This window comes from Phycisphaeraceae bacterium (assembly GCA_015709595.1).
In the GTDB taxonomy this organism is placed as follows: Bacteria; Planctomycetota; Phycisphaerae; order Phycisphaerales; family SM1A02; genus CAADGA01.
This window is the reverse complement of the sequence record CP054178.1, coordinates 3,383,620-3,399,806: the sequence shown is the minus strand read 5'-3', so window position 1 is coordinate 3,399,806 and position 16,187 is coordinate 3,383,620. Positions and strand designations below refer to the sequence as shown.

The 16,187-nt window shown below is 66.6% G+C and carries 18 protein-coding genes and 1 tRNA gene; 4 read left to right on the top strand and 15 right to left on the bottom strand.

What is annotated here, in order from left to right:
- Positions 1–5: 5 nt before the first annotated feature.
- The 6 genes from hisE to hisG are packed head-to-tail and all read right to left on the bottom strand — an operon-like array spanning position 6 to position 5,354.
- Positions 6–1,253: a phosphoribosyl-ATP diphosphatase gene (gene hisE, locus HRU76_14470; GenBank protein QOJ18714.1), complete on the bottom strand. Its 1,248-nt coding sequence runs from the start codon at positions 1,251–1,253 to the stop codon at positions 6–8.
- The gene (gene hisF / locus HRU76_14465; protein ID QOJ18713.1) at positions 1,250–2,044 is read right to left on the bottom strand and encodes an imidazole glycerol phosphate synthase subunit HisF; all 795 of its coding nucleotides are present in this window, start codon (positions 2,042–2,044) and stop codon (positions 1,250–1,252) included. Before hisF ends, hisE begins: the two co-directional genes overlap by 4 nt.
- Positions 2,038–2,658, bottom strand: a complete 621-nt coding sequence (gene hisH, locus HRU76_14460) for an imidazole glycerol phosphate synthase subunit HisH (protein QOJ18712.1) — start codon at positions 2,656–2,658, stop codon at positions 2,038–2,040. Before hisH ends, hisF begins: the two co-directional genes overlap by 7 nt.
- Positions 2,659–2,717: 59 nt before the next feature.
- Positions 2,718–3,311, bottom strand: a complete 594-nt coding sequence (gene hisB / locus HRU76_14455) for an imidazoleglycerol-phosphate dehydratase HisB (GenBank protein QOJ18711.1) — start codon at positions 3,309–3,311, stop codon at positions 2,718–2,720.
- 16 nt (positions 3,312–3,327) lie between these two features.
- On the bottom strand, positions 3,328–4,482 hold the full coding sequence (locus tag HRU76_14450; protein ID QOJ18710.1) for a histidinol-phosphate aminotransferase family protein: 1,155 nt from the start codon (positions 4,480–4,482) through the stop codon (positions 3,328–3,330).
- A complete protein-coding gene (gene hisG, locus HRU76_14445) occupies positions 4,479–5,354 on the bottom strand; it encodes an ATP phosphoribosyltransferase (protein ID QOJ18709.1) in 876 nt (291 codons plus the stop codon). The genes HRU76_14450 and hisG overlap by 4 nt, the downstream gene beginning before the upstream one ends.
- A 372-nt stretch (positions 5,355–5,726) precedes the next feature.
- On the opposite strand from hisG, the gene speA reads away from it, so the two are divergent.
- The 3 genes from speA (at position 5,727) to HRU76_14430 (ending at position 9,208) form a co-directional block, all read left to right on the top strand.
- Entirely contained in the window at positions 5,727–7,691 is a 1,965-nt protein-coding gene (speA, locus tag HRU76_14440) for a biosynthetic arginine decarboxylase (protein ID QOJ18708.1), read from the top strand.
- 60 nt (positions 7,692–7,751) lie between these two features.
- Positions 7,752–8,762 carry an agmatinase gene (gene speB, locus HRU76_14435; protein QOJ18707.1) on the top strand — a complete coding sequence of 337 codons (1,011 nt, stop codon included), beginning with the start codon at positions 7,752–7,754 and terminating at the stop codon, positions 8,760–8,762.
- Between the two features lie 83 nt (positions 8,763–8,845).
- On the top strand, positions 8,846–9,208 hold the full coding sequence (locus tag HRU76_14430; protein ID QOJ18706.1) for an STAS domain-containing protein: 363 nt from the start codon (positions 8,846–8,848) through the stop codon (positions 9,206–9,208).
- 81 nt (positions 9,209–9,289) lie between these two features.
- Here HRU76_14430 and rplI read toward each other — a convergent pair whose 3' ends face one another.
- The 8 genes from rplI to HRU76_14390 all read right to left on the bottom strand — a co-directional run bounded on the left by rplI (position 9,290) and on the right by HRU76_14390 (position 14,265).
- A complete protein-coding gene (gene rplI / locus HRU76_14425; GenBank protein QOJ18705.1) occupies positions 9,290–9,973 on the bottom strand; it encodes a 50S ribosomal protein L9 in 684 nt (227 codons plus the stop codon).
- Positions 9,974–10,136: 163 nt separating this feature from the next.
- The gene (locus HRU76_14420) at positions 10,137–10,601 is read right to left on the bottom strand and encodes a single-stranded DNA-binding protein (protein ID QOJ18704.1); all 465 of its coding nucleotides are present in this window, start codon (positions 10,599–10,601) and stop codon (positions 10,137–10,139) included.
- Between the two features lie 58 nt (positions 10,602–10,659).
- Positions 10,660–11,109 (bottom strand): 30S ribosomal protein S6, encoded by a 450-nt coding sequence (gene rpsF / locus HRU76_14415; GenBank protein QOJ18703.1) that lies wholly within the window; start codon positions 11,107–11,109, stop codon positions 10,660–10,662.
- 12 nt (positions 11,110–11,121) lie between these two features.
- Positions 11,122–11,697 carry an aminoacyl-tRNA hydrolase gene (locus HRU76_14410; protein ID QOJ18702.1) on the bottom strand — a complete coding sequence of 192 codons (576 nt, stop codon included), beginning with the start codon at positions 11,695–11,697 and terminating at the stop codon, positions 11,122–11,124.
- 9 nt (positions 11,698–11,706) lie between these two features.
- Positions 11,707–12,354, bottom strand: coding sequence for a 50S ribosomal protein L25 (locus HRU76_14405; GenBank protein ID QOJ18701.1), 648 nt, complete (start codon positions 12,352–12,354; stop codon positions 11,707–11,709).
- A 46-nt stretch (positions 12,355–12,400) separates the two neighbouring features.
- Positions 12,401–13,384, bottom strand: a complete 984-nt coding sequence (locus HRU76_14400) for a ribose-phosphate pyrophosphokinase (GenBank protein ID QOJ18700.1) — start codon at positions 13,382–13,384, stop codon at positions 12,401–12,403.
- Entirely contained in the window at positions 13,381–14,169 is a 789-nt protein-coding gene (locus tag HRU76_14395) for an NTP transferase domain-containing protein (GenBank protein ID QOJ18699.1), read from the bottom strand. Before HRU76_14395 ends, HRU76_14400 begins: the two co-directional genes overlap by 4 nt.
- Before the next feature lie 25 nt (positions 14,170–14,194).
- Positions 14,195–14,265 (bottom strand) — tRNA-Gln (locus tag HRU76_14390).
- Positions 14,266–14,699: 434 nt separating this feature from the next.
- Between HRU76_14390 and HRU76_14385 the strand changes: the two genes are divergently transcribed.
- Positions 14,700–15,626 (top strand): TIM barrel protein, encoded by a 927-nt coding sequence (locus HRU76_14385; GenBank protein QOJ18698.1) that lies wholly within the window; start codon positions 14,700–14,702, stop codon positions 15,624–15,626.
- On the opposite strand, the gene HRU76_14380 is transcribed toward HRU76_14385, so the two are convergent.
- Positions 15,602–16,045 (bottom strand): hypothetical protein, encoded by a 444-nt coding sequence (locus tag HRU76_14380; protein QOJ18697.1) that lies wholly within the window; start codon positions 16,043–16,045, stop codon positions 15,602–15,604. The genes HRU76_14385 and HRU76_14380 overlap by 25 nt on opposite strands.
- Positions 16,046–16,187: the final 142 nt, after the last annotated feature.

Here is a 16,187-nt window from a genome sequence, read left to right as displayed (position 1 = left end):
CATCGTCAATCGCGGCGCGTCACCTTGAGCGCCCGTCGGTCGAGGTGGCGCATCACGTCCTCGAGCGCGGCGCCGCGACGGATCATGGCGGCCAGCGCGAAATAGAGCAAGTCGGCGGTCTCCCACGCGGCGTTGTCACGGTCCGGCGCCTCGGCCAGTTCCTCCGCCTCCTCAAGCAGTTTCTTCCGCAGCAGATCAGGGGCATCGAACAGGCGGCGCGTGTACGAGCCGGGCGGAGCGTGCTCCAGCCGGTCACGAAGGCGCCGGACCAGTCGGGGCAACCCCGCGTCCTCGCCCCAGCAGGTCCGTGCGCCGGTGTGACAGAACCCCCTGCCATGCTGACGTACCGTGAAGCGCAGGCAGTCGCGGTCGCAGTCCAGGTCGATCGCCAGCAGTTCCTGCGTGTCGCCGGAGGTCGTGCCCTTCTCCCACAACGCCCCCCGTGAGCGCGACCAGTAGACGCCGCGCCGCGTTTCGACGGCGCGGCGGAGGGACTCGACGTTCGACCACGCCAGACCCAGCGCAACGCCCAGCTCATCCACGATCACGGTGGGCCAGAGCGTCTCATCAGCCCTGGTGATCAGGCGCGCCGCGATGGCGTCCGCCAGATGCATTCGGTCGGTGTACAGCGCCATGCCCACCTGGGCGTCGATGCCCAGCGCATCCAGTGCGGCGATCTCCTGGATCGTCGTGACCCCGCCGGCCACGGTGAGAGAGCACCCGTCGCCGCACGCCTCGCGAAGTCGGGCGGCGGCGTCGAGGTCGATGCCCTGCAATCGCCCTTCGCGTTCGACGAACGTGACCAGGAAGCCACCCACATATGGACTCAGTTCACTCAGGCGCTCGGTCACGCTCCGGCCCGTCCTGGTGCGCCAGCCATGCACGACCACCTCGCCATGCACGGCGTCGAGCGCGGCGATCACCCGATCGCGGGGGAGCTTCGAGAGCACGTCCGGGGTCGCCGCGGTACCCAGGATCACCCTGGCCGCGCCGGCATCGAGCCAGCGGATGGCCGTGTCAACATCGCGGATGCCACCGCCCACGCGGCAGCGGGCCAGGTCGAGGATCTCGGTGACGAGCGTTGCGTTGGAGCCCTGTCCAAGGGCGGCGTCCAGATCGATCACCGCCACCTCGCCCGCCAGCCCGAAGCGCCTCGCAATGGGACGCGGATCACCGGCGTCGAGCGCCTTTTCACGCCCGCCCACGAGTTGCACGGCCTGCCCGTCCATCAGGTCAATCGAGGGAACGATCATGTGCCGGCTCCCCAGTGCTCCAGACGCACCGGCACACCGGCACGGGCGAGCGCCTGCTTGACGTCGGCCACGGTGTGCTGGCCGTCGTGAAAGATCGACGCGGCCAGAACCGCTTCCGCGCCCGCGTCGAGGGCTTCCACCAGATGCAGCGGCATCGCCGCTCCGCCGGAGGCGATGACGGGTATGCGAACTGCCCGGCTGACGGCGGTGATCAGGTCCAGATCGTAGCCGGATCGCGTACCGTCACGGTCCCAGCTGGTGAGCAGTATCTCACCCGCGCCGAGCGATGCGGCGGTGCGAGCCCATTCCAAAGCGTCCAGATCGAGGCGGACCGTGCCGGAGCGGATCATGACCTGCCAGGGTGACGACGTTCCGCTGGTTTCTTCTGCACGCCGCGCCGCGTCGATGGCGATCACCGTACACTGCGTGCCGAATTGCCGGGCCAGTTCTCGGAGAATCTCCGGTCGATCGGTGGCGGCGGTGTTGACGGCCACCTTGTCCGCGCCGGCTTCGAGCAGATCCCGCGCGTGCGACACCGAGCGCACGCCGCCACCGACGGTGAGGGGAATGGAGATGACGGATCGAATCGCCCGCACCGTCTGAATGGCGGCGGCGCGCCCCTCGGTGGTGGCGCTGACGTCGAGCATCACCAGTTCATCCGCGCCCTGCCGCTCGTAGCAGGCGGCCAGGGCCGCCGGATCACCCGCGTCCCGCAGACCGGCGAAGCGGATGCCCTTGACCACGCGCCCGTCGCGCACGTCGAGGCAGGGGATGACACGCCTGGTCAACACGTCTGCACCCCCGCGCGACGCAGCCATCGCTCGATCAGCGATTGTCCCCACGGGCCGGACAGTTCCGGATGAAACTGGCACGCCAGCACGTTGCCTCGCTCAATCGCGGCGACGAATGGTCCGCCATAGTCCGTCCACGCGGAATACCAGCCGGGCGGCGCGCTGGTCAGCCGATACGAGTTGGCGAAGTAGGCGTATCCCGGCTCGATGAGCCCACCGGAGTCGTCCGACGTGACCATGTTCCACCCGAAATGCGGCGCCCGCAGCGGCTCGGGGAATCGCGTGACGCGCGTCGGAAGTACGCCCAGCCCATTGACTCCCGGCGACTCCTCGCTCGACTCCGCCAGCAGTTGCAGCCCCAGGCAGATGGCGAGCAGGGGCCGATCCCACGTAACGCGATCCCGAATCGCCCGGGCAATTCCGTTTGGCTCGATCTCCGACATCGCCGCTCCGAACGAGCCGACGCCGGGCAGAATCACAGCCGGCGCCGTGGCGATGGCGGCGGCGTCGCTTGTTACCGTCGCTTCCATGTCCAGCCGCTGGAGCATGGCGCGTACCGAGGCGACGTTTGCGGCGCCCGTCCGGGCGATCATGATGGGTGCGATGGGGGTCATGGGAGGCGTGCGCTGAGCATGGGAATCCGAATCCGACAGCCGAGAAACGCCTCGGCGGTCTACAGCGTCCCCTTCGTACTGGGAACTCCCGCGGGCCTGTCATCGCGGGCCACGGCGGCGCGCAGCGCCAGCGCAGTCGCCTTGAACGCCGCCTCGGCGCGGTGGTGGTCATTCTCGCCGCGCAGCACGTCCACGTGCAGGGCGCCTCGCACGGTCGTCGCAAACGACAGGAAGAAATGCGTGAGATTCTCACTGGACGTGTCGCCGACCACGCGCCAGCGCAGGTCGAGATTCACCGCAGCACATGGGCGGCCGGAGAGATCAATCACGCACCGCGCCAGGGCTTCATCAAGCGGGGCGTAGGCGTGGGCGAATCGCCTGATTCCAACGCGGTCACCCAGGGACTGATTGATGGCGTCGCCCAGCACCAGTCCCACGTCCTCCACCGTGTGATGGTCATCCACGCGCAGGTCACCCTGGCAGGTCAACGACAAGTCAAACCGGGCGTGATATGCCAGGGCGTGGAGCATGTGGTCGAAGAAGCCAAGGCCGGTGGAGATGGTGACATCGCCCCCGCCATCGAGGTTCAACGCAAGTCGGATGCTCGTCTCGCGCGTGGTTCGCTCGATCGTTGCGGTACGTGGTGGAGACATGATGAGTCCTTGGTCGTCAGAGTTGATTCGATGCAACGTCGGCGCGCCAATCAGCGATCGCGCGCGTCAGTCGCTCAAACGCCCCCGCATCACCCGGGCACGTGATGCGAACCGCCTGCTCCAGTCCCGGTGCACTCGGAAACGTTCGGATGGCGATGCCCTTGGCCGCCAGCGAGGCCCGCAGCCCGGCTGGATCGTTCACTTCCGCCAGCACAAAGTTGGCCTGGGACGGATACGGTCTGGCGCCGCGAGCAGCCAACATCTCGGCCAGCGCCACGCGCTCGCGGCGGACGTGATCGAAGTATGGCGACCTTCGCCCCGTTCCCAGGTCCAGACACGCCTCCGCCACCGCCAGTGACACGCTCGACGCGGCATAGGGGTTGCCCACCGATCGAAGCCAGGTGATGACGTCGGCGTTGGACGACGCGGCGTATCCCACGCGAAGGCCCGCCAGGCCGAATGCCTTGGAGAACGTACGCACGATGACGGCGTTGGGCAGCGAAAGCGCAACGGGCGTGAGATCAACATCGGCGAACTCGGTGTAGGCCAGATCGACCAGCAGCAGCGCGTGCGGCGCGGCGGCCGAGAGTCGGCGCAGATCATCGGCGGCGGCGACCGACCCGGTCGGGTTGTTGGGTGACACAATGGCGATCAGCCGCGTGACTGGCGTGATGCGATCGAGCATCGCCGACGTGGGGAAAGGGCCGCGTCCCCACGGAACGTCGATCACGGCGCCGCCGCGCAGCCGCGCGTAGCGGGGGATCATCTCGAACGAGGGCGTGGGCAGCAGCAGTTCCAGTCCCGGGCCGAGCATGGTCCGGCAGCAGCGATCCAGGGCGTCGTCGCCTCCCGCGGTGACGAGCACATTCGCATCGGGCAGGTTGAGCAGCCGGGCCAGACGCTGCTCCAGCGGCCTGGCGCTGGGGTAGCGGCGCAGCACGTCGGGTGAAACGGTCGCCAGGGCCTCCATCACCTCGCGGGGCGGAGACGCGCCCTCGTTGGCGTCGAGGAACAGGTCAACGGTCCGCGCGCCGGAGCGCTGCGCCGCGTCGCCCGAGTGGGGCCGATGGGCCGTGTACGGTTTGACCAGCCCCGCGTCGAACGCGGGCCGGAGCGCCGCGATGGAAGCGGCTGCGGGCGAATCGGCGGGAAAGGTGTTCCGTCGTGTCATGGAACAATCTGCGTGGTCTGGGAGATGACGATGTCCGTCCCACCCGCCTGCTTGATGGCGGGAATCAATGTGGGCAGGTCGGCCCGCGGCACCGCGGCCTTGACGGCGAAACCCGTGTCGCCGTGGAGTGAGGCGATGGTCGGCTCGCGCATGCAGGGCAGGACCGCCACAACCTGCTCCAGGTTGTCGCGGGTCACGTTGACCTCCAGCATGACGCGTCGACGGGCTTCGAGCACGGACTTCAGCAGCAGCACCAGGTGATCGATCCGTTCGCGCTTGGCCCCATCTTCAAGCGCCCGCGGGTGCGCGTAGAGCCGCGTCGAGGAAGTCATCAGCGTATCGACGATGGTCAACCCGTTGGCGACCAGCGTCGAACCGGTGGCGGAGTTGTCCACGATCAGGTCGGCGTCCTCGGGAGGGAAGACCTCTGTGGCGCCGAACGACCGTACGAACCGGGCGTTCAGTCCATTCCGGGCGATCCACTGCCGCGTGAGCGATTCGTACTCCGAGGCGACCAGCAGTTCCTGCACTGGTAGTTGCCCGTTGACGAGCAGGCCCGTGGGCCCCGCGGCCACCAGGTGAACGGGATCCAACCCGGTGTCGAGCAGCTCCACCACGCCCGCGCCGAGCTCCGCCACCCAGTCGGCTCCGGCGAAGCCCAGGTCGCGCGAGCCGGTGTCGAGCATCTCCACGATGTTCTGCGGCTTGAGAAACTTGGTTTCGAAGCCGGGCAGCGAGATGGTGGGGCGGTACTCCCGCTGGCCCAGACGCACCTTCACGCCCGCGTCATCAAGCAGGCGCAGAACGTTGTCCTGCATGCGGCCTTTGGGCAGGGCGAAACGAAGGATGCCGGGCTGTTGGGCGGGTGTCATGGATGGGACTGAATCGTGGAGACGGGATGATGGAAGCAAAAAACAGCCGACGCCGGGGCCGGCGTCGGTGGGATGGTCTGCCAGTGGGGGGTGGGGTCAGGCAGTCCGCTCGCGCACCATCAGCCGGCGCCCGTGGGCGCGATGATGGTGGGCGTGATGGCGGACCGTGGTGAGCATCGACAGCGATTATGACATGGATTGGCGCAGAGTCAAAGGCGATGTACGGCGGAACTTGCTCCGAATGCATGCGCTCCGGCCTCACCTGGCCGCAACCTGTGGACTGGAGCAGGGGGGCGGCGGGCAGCCGCGGCGAGGATGATTCGCGGGATTCGCGGGGCGTGCCGAACGCCGACACCGGGTACAATCCCGACCATGACCACACTCGACACGACCCGCGTCATCCGCAGCGCCATGGATCGACAGTGGACGGTCTCCGATTCCGCTGAACTGTATCAGATCAGGGCCTGGGGCAAGGGCTACTTCACGGTCAACGATGCGGGACACGTCGTCGTGCGGCCGCACGCCGCCGCGGAGAACGAGATCGACTTGTACGAGGTGGTCACCGGGCTTCATGAGCGCGGACTGACCGCGCCCGTCATCCTGCGGTTCACCGACCTGCTGGCTCACCGGTTGCGGCACCTGTACAAGGCCTTCGCGGGCGCCATCGCGGAGAACAACTACCAGGGCAAATACCTGGCGGTGTACCCGATCAAGGTCAATCAGCAGCGGCCTGTGGTGGAGGAGGTCTACAAGTTCGGCGACGAGTTCGGCTTCGGGCTGGAAGTCGGCAGCAAGCCCGAACTGCTGGCCGTGATGGCCCTCTCGCCCACCACGCACGAGCGCCTCATCGTGTGCAACGGCTTCAAGGACGACGAATACATCGAAGCCGTCATTCTCTCGACCAAGCTGGGCAAGAAGATCATCCCCGTCGTCGAGGGGTTCGACGAGCTTCGGCTGATCATCAAGCACGCCAAGAAGTACAACGTGCGCCCGCAGATCGGCGTGCGCATCAAGCTGGCCAGCCAGGGGGCGGGCCGGTGGCGCGACTCAGCCGGCGCCAAGTCGAAGTTCGGGCTCTTCGTCAGCGAGGTGCTGGAGATGTTCGAATTGCTCAAGCAGCACCAGATGGAGGACTGCCTGCAACTGGTCCACTGCCACATGGGCAGCCAGGTGCAGGACATCCGCCGCGTGAAGGACGCCATCAACGAACTTTCCCGGGTGTACGTGGAACTCGCCAAGCTGGGGGCGGGGCTTCGCTATCTCGACGTGGGCGGCGGGCTGGGCGTTGACTATGACGGCAGCCAGACGAACTTCGAGTCGAGCATGAACTACTCGCTGGACGAGTACGCCAGCGACATCACCCATCGCATCGGCAGCGTGTGCGATGAGGCGGGCATTCCGCACCCGACGATCATCAGCGAGTCCGGCCGCGCCATGGTCGCCTATCACAGCATTCTCGTCTTCAACGTGCTGGGGGCCTCGGCGCTGGACCGATTCCAGGTGCCCAGCAAGCTGGAGGAGGAGTTCCCCGGCGGCGACGAGATTCCGCAGCCGATCACCGACCTGTTCGACGCCTACAACGGCGTCTCGGAGCGACGCCTTGTGGAGTGCTACCACGATGCCGTCGGCGCCAGGGACGCCGCCCTGCAGCTTTTCAACCTGGGCTACCTGTCGCTGCGCATGCGAGCCCTGGCTGAGCGGCTCTTCTGGGCCACCTGCACCCGCGTCGCCGAGCTCTGCCGTAAGAGAGGCAACACGCCGGAGGAACTGGAGGATCTTGAAGTCATCCTCAGCGACACCTACTTCTGCAACTTCTCGCTCTTCCAGTCTCTGCCGGACTCGTGGGCCATTGACCAGCTCTTCCCGATCATGCCGATTCACCGGCTGGCCGAGCGCCCCACCCGCAAGGGCGTGCTGGCCGACATCACCTGCGACTCCGACGGCAAGATCGACCGCTTCATCGACGTGCGCGACATCAAGAAGACGCTCGACCTGCACGCTCTGAATCCCGGCGAGGAGTATTACCTGGGCGTGTTCCTCGTCGGGGCGTACCAGGAGACGCTCGGCGATCTGCACAACCTGTTCGGTGACACGCACGTCGTTCACATCCGTCTGGATGAGTCCGGCGGGTGGTGGATTGAGGAAGTGGTCAAGGGCGACACCGTGGCCGAGGTGCTCGGCTACGTGCAGTACCAGCCGGACCGGCTCTATCCGCAGATGTCGCGCGACTGCGAGAAGGCGGTGCGCGACGGGCGTCTCACCGTGGCCGAGAGCCAGGTGCTGCTTCGCTTTTACGAGTCCGGGCTGAACGGCTACACCTATCTGGAGCCGGAGTGATCCGTCTTCGACTTGGCGTCTGACACTCTGACATCTGTTCCGCGCGGTGATTGTTTCCTCATGGCACGCAAGACAACGCGATCCACATCGTCTCCCAGGTCCGCCAAGAAGCCCGTCCGCCGCGCTTCCGCGAAACGCGCCGCGTCCGGACGGAACGGCGCATCAGCCGCCGGGCGACGGCAGAAAACAGCGTCCGCAGTCGCGCCGACGGCGCGCTACCCGGACTTCCTGGCCATCGAGCCGCGCTACACCGGACGTGACACTTCGGCCGTGTCCATCATCCCCGTGCCGTATGACGAAACAAGCACCTACCACAAGGGTGCGGATCGCGGGCCTCGCGCCCTGCTGGAGGCGTCGGGCACGGTTGAGTTCTACGACATTCCCACCGGGACGGAGATGTACCGACGGGGCATCCACACCGAACCGCCCATCGAGGACAAGGGGCCGCCGGAGCGCCTGGCCGACCTGGTGGAGCAGCGCGTCAACGGCGCGCTGGACCGGGCGCAACTTCCGGTCGTACTGGGAGGCGAGCACTCCGTCTCGATCGGCGCGATCCGCGCCTGCGCCAGACGCCATCGGGGCATGTCGGTGCTGCAGATCGACGCGCACGGCGACACCCGCGAATCCTACATGGGGTCGACGCACAACCACGCCTGCGTCATGGCCCGCGCCCGTGAGTGGTGCCCCATCGTGCAGGTGGGCATCCGCGCCTTCGACGCCGAGGAGACGCGATCCATGGATCGCGCCCGCGTCTTCTTCGCCCACGAGATCGCCGGCAGCCCTGATCGGTCGTGGATGGACCGCGTGGTCGATCTGCTCACCGATGACGTGTACCTGACCATCGACTTGGATGGTCTCGACCCGTCGATCATGCCCGCCACGGGCACGCCCGAGCCGGGGGGGCTGGACTGGTACGAGGTGAACGAACTGATCCGCCGCGTGGTCGCGCGTCGGCGCATCGTGGCCTTTGACGTGGTGGAGCTGCTGCCCACGGCGGGTCTGCACTCATGCGACTTCATCGCGGCCAAGCTGGTCTACCGGATCCTGAGCGAAATCTTCGCGGGGCGGTAACCGCCGGACCGGTTGTCCACCGATGACCGATCGGATGAATCCTGATACCATGTCGGATCAACGAGTTCGCGGGGAGAGAGCCCATGCCCTCGTCCTACACCACGCTGCGCCTGACGACGGATCAATCCGTGACGATTCTGACCATGCTCGACCGGCGCCTGGTGGAGCCGGAGCACGTGCAGCGCGTCTCCGGCGAACTGAACGAGGCGATCAAGGCCGCCCCGCACCCCGTGGTCGTCATCAACTTCGAGAAGACGGAGTTCCTGTCCTCGTCCATGCTGGGGGCGATCGTGGTGGCCCAGGCGCTGGTCGAGGATCGTCGGGGGCGTCTGGCCCTGTGCGGGTTGACGCCCGATCTGAGAAAACTGTTCAAGATGATGCGTCTGGATTCGCGCGTCACCATTCACGACACGCGGGATGACGCGGTCGAGGCGCTGTCTCCCTGAACCGCTGACGGACGTACGGAATAAAAACGCCCGGCTCGTGGCCGGGCGTGGTGATCGTTGGTCATCGATCCATCGGCGGCGTCATTCCGCGGCGGCCTTGTCCTTCTTGCGAGCGGCCTTGGCCGGCTTGGCCTCCGCTTCGGGCTCGGCGGACGACCGGCCCTTGGCGGGCTTGTCCGGCTTGGCCTTGTCCGCGGCGGGGGATTCCTCGGCGGACTCGGCCCCCTTGTCGGCCTTCGGCTTGGGATTGCGGATCAGGTTGCCCTCGTTGTCGAACTCCATCTCCTCGCGCTCCTCGCCGATGGCGTGATCCGGATCGACATGGAGCGTGATGTCGCAGCGCAGGTCGCGCTCAAACTGGATGGGCACGTGGTAGTCGCCCACGCGCTTGATGGGCTGACCGAGACGGACGGCGCGGATGGGCACGTCGTACCCGGCCTCGATGAGGGCGTCGGAGATGTCGCGCTGCGACACAGAGCCGTAGAGCATGCCCTGATCGTTGCACGATCGCGTGATGCGGACCTCCAGCCCCGCCATGCGGGCATGCAGGGCCACGCGCGCCTGGCGCTGCTGAGCCAGTTCCTCCTGCACGCGCTTGCGGCGCTCCTGCAGTTCCGCGAGCCGCTTCTTGGTGGGCGCTTCGGCCAGCCCGTGCGGCAGCAGAAAGTTGCGGGCGTAGCCGCTGCGGACCTTGACGACGTCGCCCACGATGCCCAGATTCTCGACGTTTTCGATCAGGAGCAGTTCAAGTGACTTCTTGGCCATGATGGTGCTGTCCTTCTGTGGAAGTTAGGAGCGGGGTTGCCGCCCCAGCGGGAGATGGGAGAGTGAACTGATGAAACGCGAAGTGATGGAGTGGAGTGAATGCTGAGGTCGGGGTGATCTCCGGCAGTCGGTTGCCCGATGACGGATGTCCGGCGCCTTCTCCTTAGAACGGGATATCGTCCTCGGCGATGGGTTCGTGCGCGGCGCCGTAGTCGCCGGCGGCGGGAGCCGCGGCACGGGCGACAGGACGGGATGATCCACCTTCCGGTCCGCCGCCACTTGAGCCGCCACCCTTGGAGTCGACGAACTGAAACTCCTCGGCGACGACCAGCAGCCGTGAACGTTTGCCGCCTTCCTTGTCCTCCCACTGGTCCAGTCGCAGACGACCCTCAATGAAGATGGGACGCCCCTTGGCGAAGAACTTGCCGATGTTCTCCGCGGTGCGGCCCCACGCCTCGCAATCGACGAAGGTCACTTCCTCGCGGCGTTCATTGGCGTTCTTGTCGAACCAGTAGCGGTTGACCGCCAGGCCGAACTTGCACACGGTGAAGTTGTTGGGCGTGACGCGCACCTCGGGATCGCGCGTGAGGTTGCCCATGAGGAAGACCTTGTTGAAGTTGCCGGCCATACGTCACCTCCGGTGGGGATGGAGCCGTCAGCATACCTGAAACGGGGCGCGAGCGGGATCAGGCCTCGGCGGACTCCTCCACCTGGGCGACGGCCGTCACCGTGGCGCCCTCCGCGGCGGCCTTGGCCGCTTCCTTGGCCCGCAGCTTGATCTCGTCAGCCAGCTTCTCGCGGCCGTCGGCCAGCTTGATCTGCTCGGGCGTCACGTGGTCCGCGCGAATGACCAGCGATCGGAGCATGCGCTCCGACAGGTTGCAGTCGCGTTCCAGCCCGGCCAGCTTGTGGCGGGGGGCCTTGAAGTAGGCCAGCAGATACAGCCCGCGCTTGTTGCCACGGATGTCGTAGGCCAGTCGACGCTCGTCCCACTTGGTGAGCGCGAGCACCTCGGCGTCGGCCCGGCGGAGAATCTCCTTCACGTGATCCACCGTGGCGCCCAGGTCGGCCGCGGCCGCCTGCGGGAAGAGGAAAAGCCCCTCGTACGTGTCGATGCGTGTTGCTTCTGTGGTCATGTCAGTTCCGTTCTAAGCGGTGTTCCTGCGGTTGTAACGATTCATGGCTTCCTGAATGCCGAAACGCGCCCAGCACACCACGGCGTCGGTCGCGGCGTCCAGCGCGGGCTCCAGTCGCTCGCGCTGATCGGGGCGGAAGCGCCCCAGCACGTAGTCCTTCTGCGGGATCTGGCCCGGACCGTCGATCCCGATGCGCAGCCGAGGGTAGACGGACGTACCCAGCAGGCGCTCCACGTCGGAGAGCCCGTTGTGTCCGCCCGCCGAACCCTCCGGCCTGAGCCGGATGACCCCGCACTCCAGCGCCACATCGTCCACCACCACCAGCAGATCGACGGTGTGGTCGATCTTGTGGAAGCGCACGGCCTCGGCCACGGCCAGACCCGAGCGATTCATGTAGGTGGTGGGCTTGAGGAGCAGAACGCGCTGACCCCCCAGTTCCGCCTCCTTGCACGCCCCGTGAAAGCGTGAGCGCGCGGTCGCCTCTGGCGCGAAGCGTCGCGCCAGTCGATCGAGCACCTCGAACCCGACGTTGTGCCGGGTTCCGTCGTACTCGGGTCCGGGATTGCCCAGTCCGACGACCAGTTTCATGACGCTGAATCACTCCTCGGCGGCGGGTTCGGCCTTCTTCTCGGTGATGACCTCCGGCTCGGCGGCGCCGGCGACCTCGGCCTGCTCGCCCACCGCCTCCTCCTCGGCCACGAAGGTGATGTGGACGACGAAGGACTCGGGACTTTCCGCCGCCCGCACGCCGGGCGGCAGCACCAGGTCGGCCACCGTGAGCGTCTCGCCGACCATCTTGCTCAGGTCGACCTTGATCTCGGAGGGAATCTCACCGGCCTTGCAGATGACTTCGAGTTCGGTCATGTGGGTGTTGAGCACCGCGCCGGGCTTCTTGGCCTCTTCCGGCTGGCCCACGAAGTGCAGGTGGACGGCCACTTCGACCTCTTCCTCCAGGTCCACCCGGGTGAAGTCCAGATGCACGACGTTGTCGCCCAAGTAGCCGAACTGCACGTCCTTCACCAGGCAGGTTTCGGTGGGGCCTCCCTCGATCTTGACGTTGAGCAGGTGCGCGCCGCGCCGCAGATGGATGAGCGTCTCCTTCTCGTCCACGCTGACGGAGATGGGATCCTGCTGGTGGCCGTAGATCACGGCGGGCAGGCGGCCGGCGGAGCGCAGCCGTCTTGCGTAGCGCGTACCGAGCCGGTCGCGCGTGTGGGCGGTGATGGTGGGTGTCTCGTGTGCCATGATGGGCTCCTCGTCCGGAATACGGTGATTCGAGTGCGTCTGGGTTCTATCGCTTGGTGGCGCCGATCTCGCGGAACAGCGCGGAAATGGACATGTCGTGGTGAATGCGGTGGACCGCCTGCCCCAGCAGGTGCGCCACCGAGAGAATCTGAAGCTTGTGCTGGATCGGCTTGAGCCGCTCGCCGTTGGGAATCGTGTCGGTCACGATGACCTGGCTGATGGGAGACTCGTTGAGCCGCTCCAGCGCCAGACCGACCATGACGGCGTGGGTGGCGGCGGCGATCACGTCCGTGGCGCCCTGCTCCATCACCAGGCGAGCCGCCTCGCACACCGTGCCGGCGGTGGAGATCAGGTCGTCGAACATGAGCACGGTGCGCCCCCGCACATCGCCGATCAGCGTGCTGCTGGCGACGCGGTCGCCCGAGACGCGGCGCTTGTCGATGATGGCCAGGTCGGCGTCAAGCATGGTGGCGAAGCCCTTGGCCACCTTCACATTGCCCACGTCCGGGCTGACCAGCACCAGGTCGCCGTAGTCGGGCCGGTGATCGACGAAGTACTGGAAGAACACCGGCGCCGCGGCCAGATGATCGACGGGAATGTCGAAGAACCCCTGGATCTGCGCCGCGTGCAGGTCCATGCACAGCACGCGATCCGCCCCAGCGGCGGTGATGAGGTTCGCCACCAGCTTGGCGGTGATGGGCACGCGGCCCTCGTCCTTGCGGTCCTGCCGCGCGTACCCGTAATAGGGAATCACCGCGGTGATGCGCTTGGCGCTGGCCCGCCGCAGGCAGTCGATGAAGATGAGCAGCTCCATCAGGTTGGCGTTGACGGGGTCGCTGGTGGATTGCACCACGAAGCAATCCCGGCCGCGCACGTCCTCATCCACCTTCACGATCACTTCGCCGTCCGGGAAGGTCTCCACGCTGGCCTTGCCCAGGGGCAGTTCGAGGTGATCGCACATGGCCTGCGCCAGGGCGCGCCCCGCGCGACCGGCGAAGATCTTCAGCACATCGCGGTCGGCGGCGCTCATCGCGGCACCTCCAGACGCTGCTGCAGAATCCGCTCCACTTCCTGTCGCTGCGGCTCGGTGTTGATGGACAGCACGTCCTCTGGCGGCACCGCGTCGATCACTTCCACACGGCGCCCTTCGCGCTTGAGAAGCGCCGGCACGTCCGTCAGGTAATACTCACCCGACACGGCGTCGCGCGATACGCGAGGGAGAGCGTCGAAGAGTCGGCGGGCGTCGAAGCAGTAGTAACTGGGGTTGACCTCGCGGATGGCTCGCTGCTCGGGCGTGGCGTTCTTGTGCTCCACGATCTGCTCGAAGCGTCCCGCCGGGTCGCGCACGATCCGCCCGTAGCCCGTGGGGTCGGGGATGACGGAGGTGGCCAGCGTGGCCGCCGCGCCGGTGGAGCGATGTCGCTCCAGCAGGGTGCGAAGCGTCTCCGGGCGGATCAGCGGTCCGTCGCCGGCCAGCACGAACACGTCGCCATCGAAGCCCGCCAGCACGGAGCGGGCGCTCTCCACGGCGTGGGCGGTGCCGAGTTGTTCGGATTGAACCGCGAACACGATGTCGTCATCGCCCTGGACCAGCGAGCGGATGACCTCCTGCCGATACCCGACGATGAGCACGATCGGATCGGCGCCAACCTCCCTCACCGCGTCCACCACCCACGCCACCATCGGCCGGTCGGCCACCAGGTGCGCCACCTTGGGCAGGTCGCCCGGCATGCGCGTACCCTTGCCGGCGGCGAGGATGACCCCCGCGACCCGGCGGCTGCTCGTCTGTCGGGATGATGGTTGAGTGTGCTGCACGCCTTGTCCGCCGCCAGCCGTGGAACTGACCCGCCTGGATTCGAACCAGGACAACCAGAACCAAAATCTGGGGTGCTACCGTTACACCACGGGCCAATCGGCGGAGATCGCTTCACGACCGCCGGCCCACGCACCGAACTCCAGCCCCGCCAAGCGGGGAAACCGAACGCTGTCGCGGTTCGGCGTTCGGCACCGGCCGAAGGCAGAATCCGCGGCTGACCCTCAAGGCGGGAGCATCCCAGCCGCAACCGGACGCCCCATGCGGCCCCTCTCGTCGAAACCCCTTGCGGTGCAGTGGCACAGGCGCCTGGCCTGTGTTCCTGTCCGGCGGCTTCTCAGATCATGACCGACGGCCCCTGATGAGGGAGTGCCGATTGTAGGGCTCCCACAGGGGGGGTCAATCGGGCTTCCAGGTCGTCGCCATCAAGTCACCGCTCCAGACCGATGGAACCTTCCATCGGACCGGCCTGTTCCCCTATGCTGTGCCTGTCTCAAGTCAGGATGCCCCACGTTCCACCGGAGATGCCCCCATGAACCGCCGCAATTTTCTGTCAACCGCCGCCGCCGTCGGTTCCGCCACCGTGGTGACGGGCGTGGGTTCTTCCCCCTCGGTCGCTCAGTCCGCAGTTCAACGTGGTGGTCCGTTCAAACTCAAGTACGCGCCGCACTTCGGCATGTTCCGCAACCACGCTGGAGACGACCTGGTGGATCAGCTCAAGTTCGCGGCGGACGAGGGCTTCTCCGCCTGGGAGGACAACGGCATGGCGGGCCGATCCGTGGAGGAGCAGGAGCGGCTGGCCAAGGCCATGACAGACCTGGGGATCATGATGGGCGTGTTCGTGGTCAACATGGGGACCGCATGGGGGCAGACGCTCGCCAGCGGCAAGCAGGATGCCCGCGAGAAGTTCGTCGAGGAGTGCCGCAAGGCGGTGGAGGTGGCCCAGCGAGTCAACGCAACCTGGATGACGGTGGTGCCGGGCACGACCGTGCCCCGGCTGGAGATGGACTATCAGACCGCCAACGTGGTCGAGTGCCTGCGGCGCGGGGCGGAAATCTTCGAGCCGCACGGGCTGGTGATGGTGCTCGAGCCGCTCAACCCGTGGCGCGATCATCCCGGCATGTTCCTGACGGGGGTTCCCCAGGCCTTCAACATCTGCCGCGCCGTCAACAGCCCCGCCTGCAAGATTCTTGACGATCTGTATCACCAGCAGATCACCGAGGGAAACCTGATTCCCAATATCGACCTGGCGTGGAGCGAAATCGCCTACTTCCAGATGGGTGACAACCCCGGCCGTGCCGAGCCGACCACGGGTGAGATCAACTACCGAAACATCTTCCGCCACATTCACCGCAAGGGATTCACCGGCGTGATGGGCATGGAGCACGGCAACAGCCGGGGCGGCAAGGAAGGCGAAAGGGCGGTGATCGACGCCTACCGCGCGTGCGACGACTTCTGAGCCGTCGGCGCCGAGTTCTCCGGTCCGGGCAGTCCGAAGTGGGCGCGCTGGCGATCGACGAAGTCCACCACCTGCGCGGTGGTTTCGCGGATGCCGGCCATGGCGCGCTTCGGTTCACGCACAAACAGCACGCCGCCGACGATCGCCAGCACAATGAGCCCGCCGAGCACAATGGGGCGGTGCTTCTTGGAACTGAGGGCTCGGTATTTCTGGCTCAGCCGGTCGAGGAAGTAGGCGCCGCCGTAGCCCGTCAGCAGGAGCAACCCCGCCAACAGGAAGGCCGCGAGTGAAAGACTGGCGGTGGACGCCTCGCGTGAGAGAGCCGTGTAGATGAGCGCTGCGCCCATCAGGAGCACGGCGAGGAAGCCGAACAGATCGCGCGTGCGCAGGAATCGCCTGGGTTCGCGGGATTCGGGCATGACAATGCTCCGCAGTGCCTCCGGGAGAAGTGTCCAATCCGTCACGGGCCGGTGTGTCAGTTCGGGTCGCGGGTTGACGGAACATGGATGACTTGGATGACCCCGGCAAGCGTTGACATCTGGGAGGCGCGTTCGGGGGTTG

Bases quoted from the DNA above. Each gene is read 5' to 3' on its own strand.
- hisE (QOJ18714.1), bottom strand. From the start codon at position 1,253: ATGATCGTTCCCTCGATTGACCTGATGGACGGGCAGGCCGTGCAACTC.
- hisH (QOJ18712.1), bottom strand. From the start codon at position 2,658: ATGACCCCCATCGCACCCATCATGATCGCCCGGACGGGCGCCGCAAAC.
- hisB (QOJ18711.1), bottom strand. From the start codon at position 3,311: ATGTCTCCACCACGTACCGCAACGATCGAGCGAACCACGCGCGAGACG.
- HRU76_14450 (QOJ18710.1), bottom strand. From the start codon at position 4,482: ATGACACGACGGAACACCTTTCCCGCCGATTCGCCCGCAGCCGCTTCC.
- hisG (QOJ18709.1), bottom strand. From the start codon at position 5,354: ATGACACCCGCCCAACAGCCCGGCATCCTTCGTTTCGCCCTGCCCAAA.
- speA (QOJ18708.1), top strand. From the start codon at position 5,727: ATGACCACACTCGACACGACCCGCGTCATCCGCAGCGCCATGGATCGA.
- speB (QOJ18707.1), top strand. From the start codon at position 7,752: ATGGCACGCAAGACAACGCGATCCACATCGTCTCCCAGGTCCGCCAAG.
- HRU76_14430 (QOJ18706.1), top strand. From the start codon at position 8,846: ATGCCCTCGTCCTACACCACGCTGCGCCTGACGACGGATCAATCCGTG.
- rplI (QOJ18705.1), bottom strand. From the start codon at position 9,973: ATGGCCAAGAAGTCACTTGAACTGCTCCTGATCGAAAACGTCGAGAAT.
- HRU76_14420 (QOJ18704.1), bottom strand. From the start codon at position 10,601: ATGGCCGGCAACTTCAACAAGGTCTTCCTCATGGGCAACCTCACGCGC.
- rpsF (QOJ18703.1), bottom strand. From the start codon at position 11,109: ATGACCACAGAAGCAACACGCATCGACACGTACGAGGGGCTTTTCCTC.
- HRU76_14410 (QOJ18702.1), bottom strand. From the start codon at position 11,697: ATGAAACTGGTCGTCGGACTGGGCAATCCCGGACCCGAGTACGACGGA.
- HRU76_14405 (QOJ18701.1), bottom strand. From the start codon at position 12,354: ATGGCACACGAGACACCCACCATCACCGCCCACACGCGCGACCGGCTC.
- HRU76_14400 (QOJ18700.1), bottom strand. From the start codon at position 13,384: ATGAGCGCCGCCGACCGCGATGTGCTGAAGATCTTCGCCGGTCGCGCG.
- HRU76_14385 (QOJ18698.1), top strand. From the start codon at position 14,700: ATGAACCGCCGCAATTTTCTGTCAACCGCCGCCGCCGTCGGTTCCGCC.
- HRU76_14380 (QOJ18697.1), bottom strand. From the start codon at position 16,045: ATGCCCGAATCCCGCGAACCCAGGCGATTCCTGCGCACGCGCGATCTG.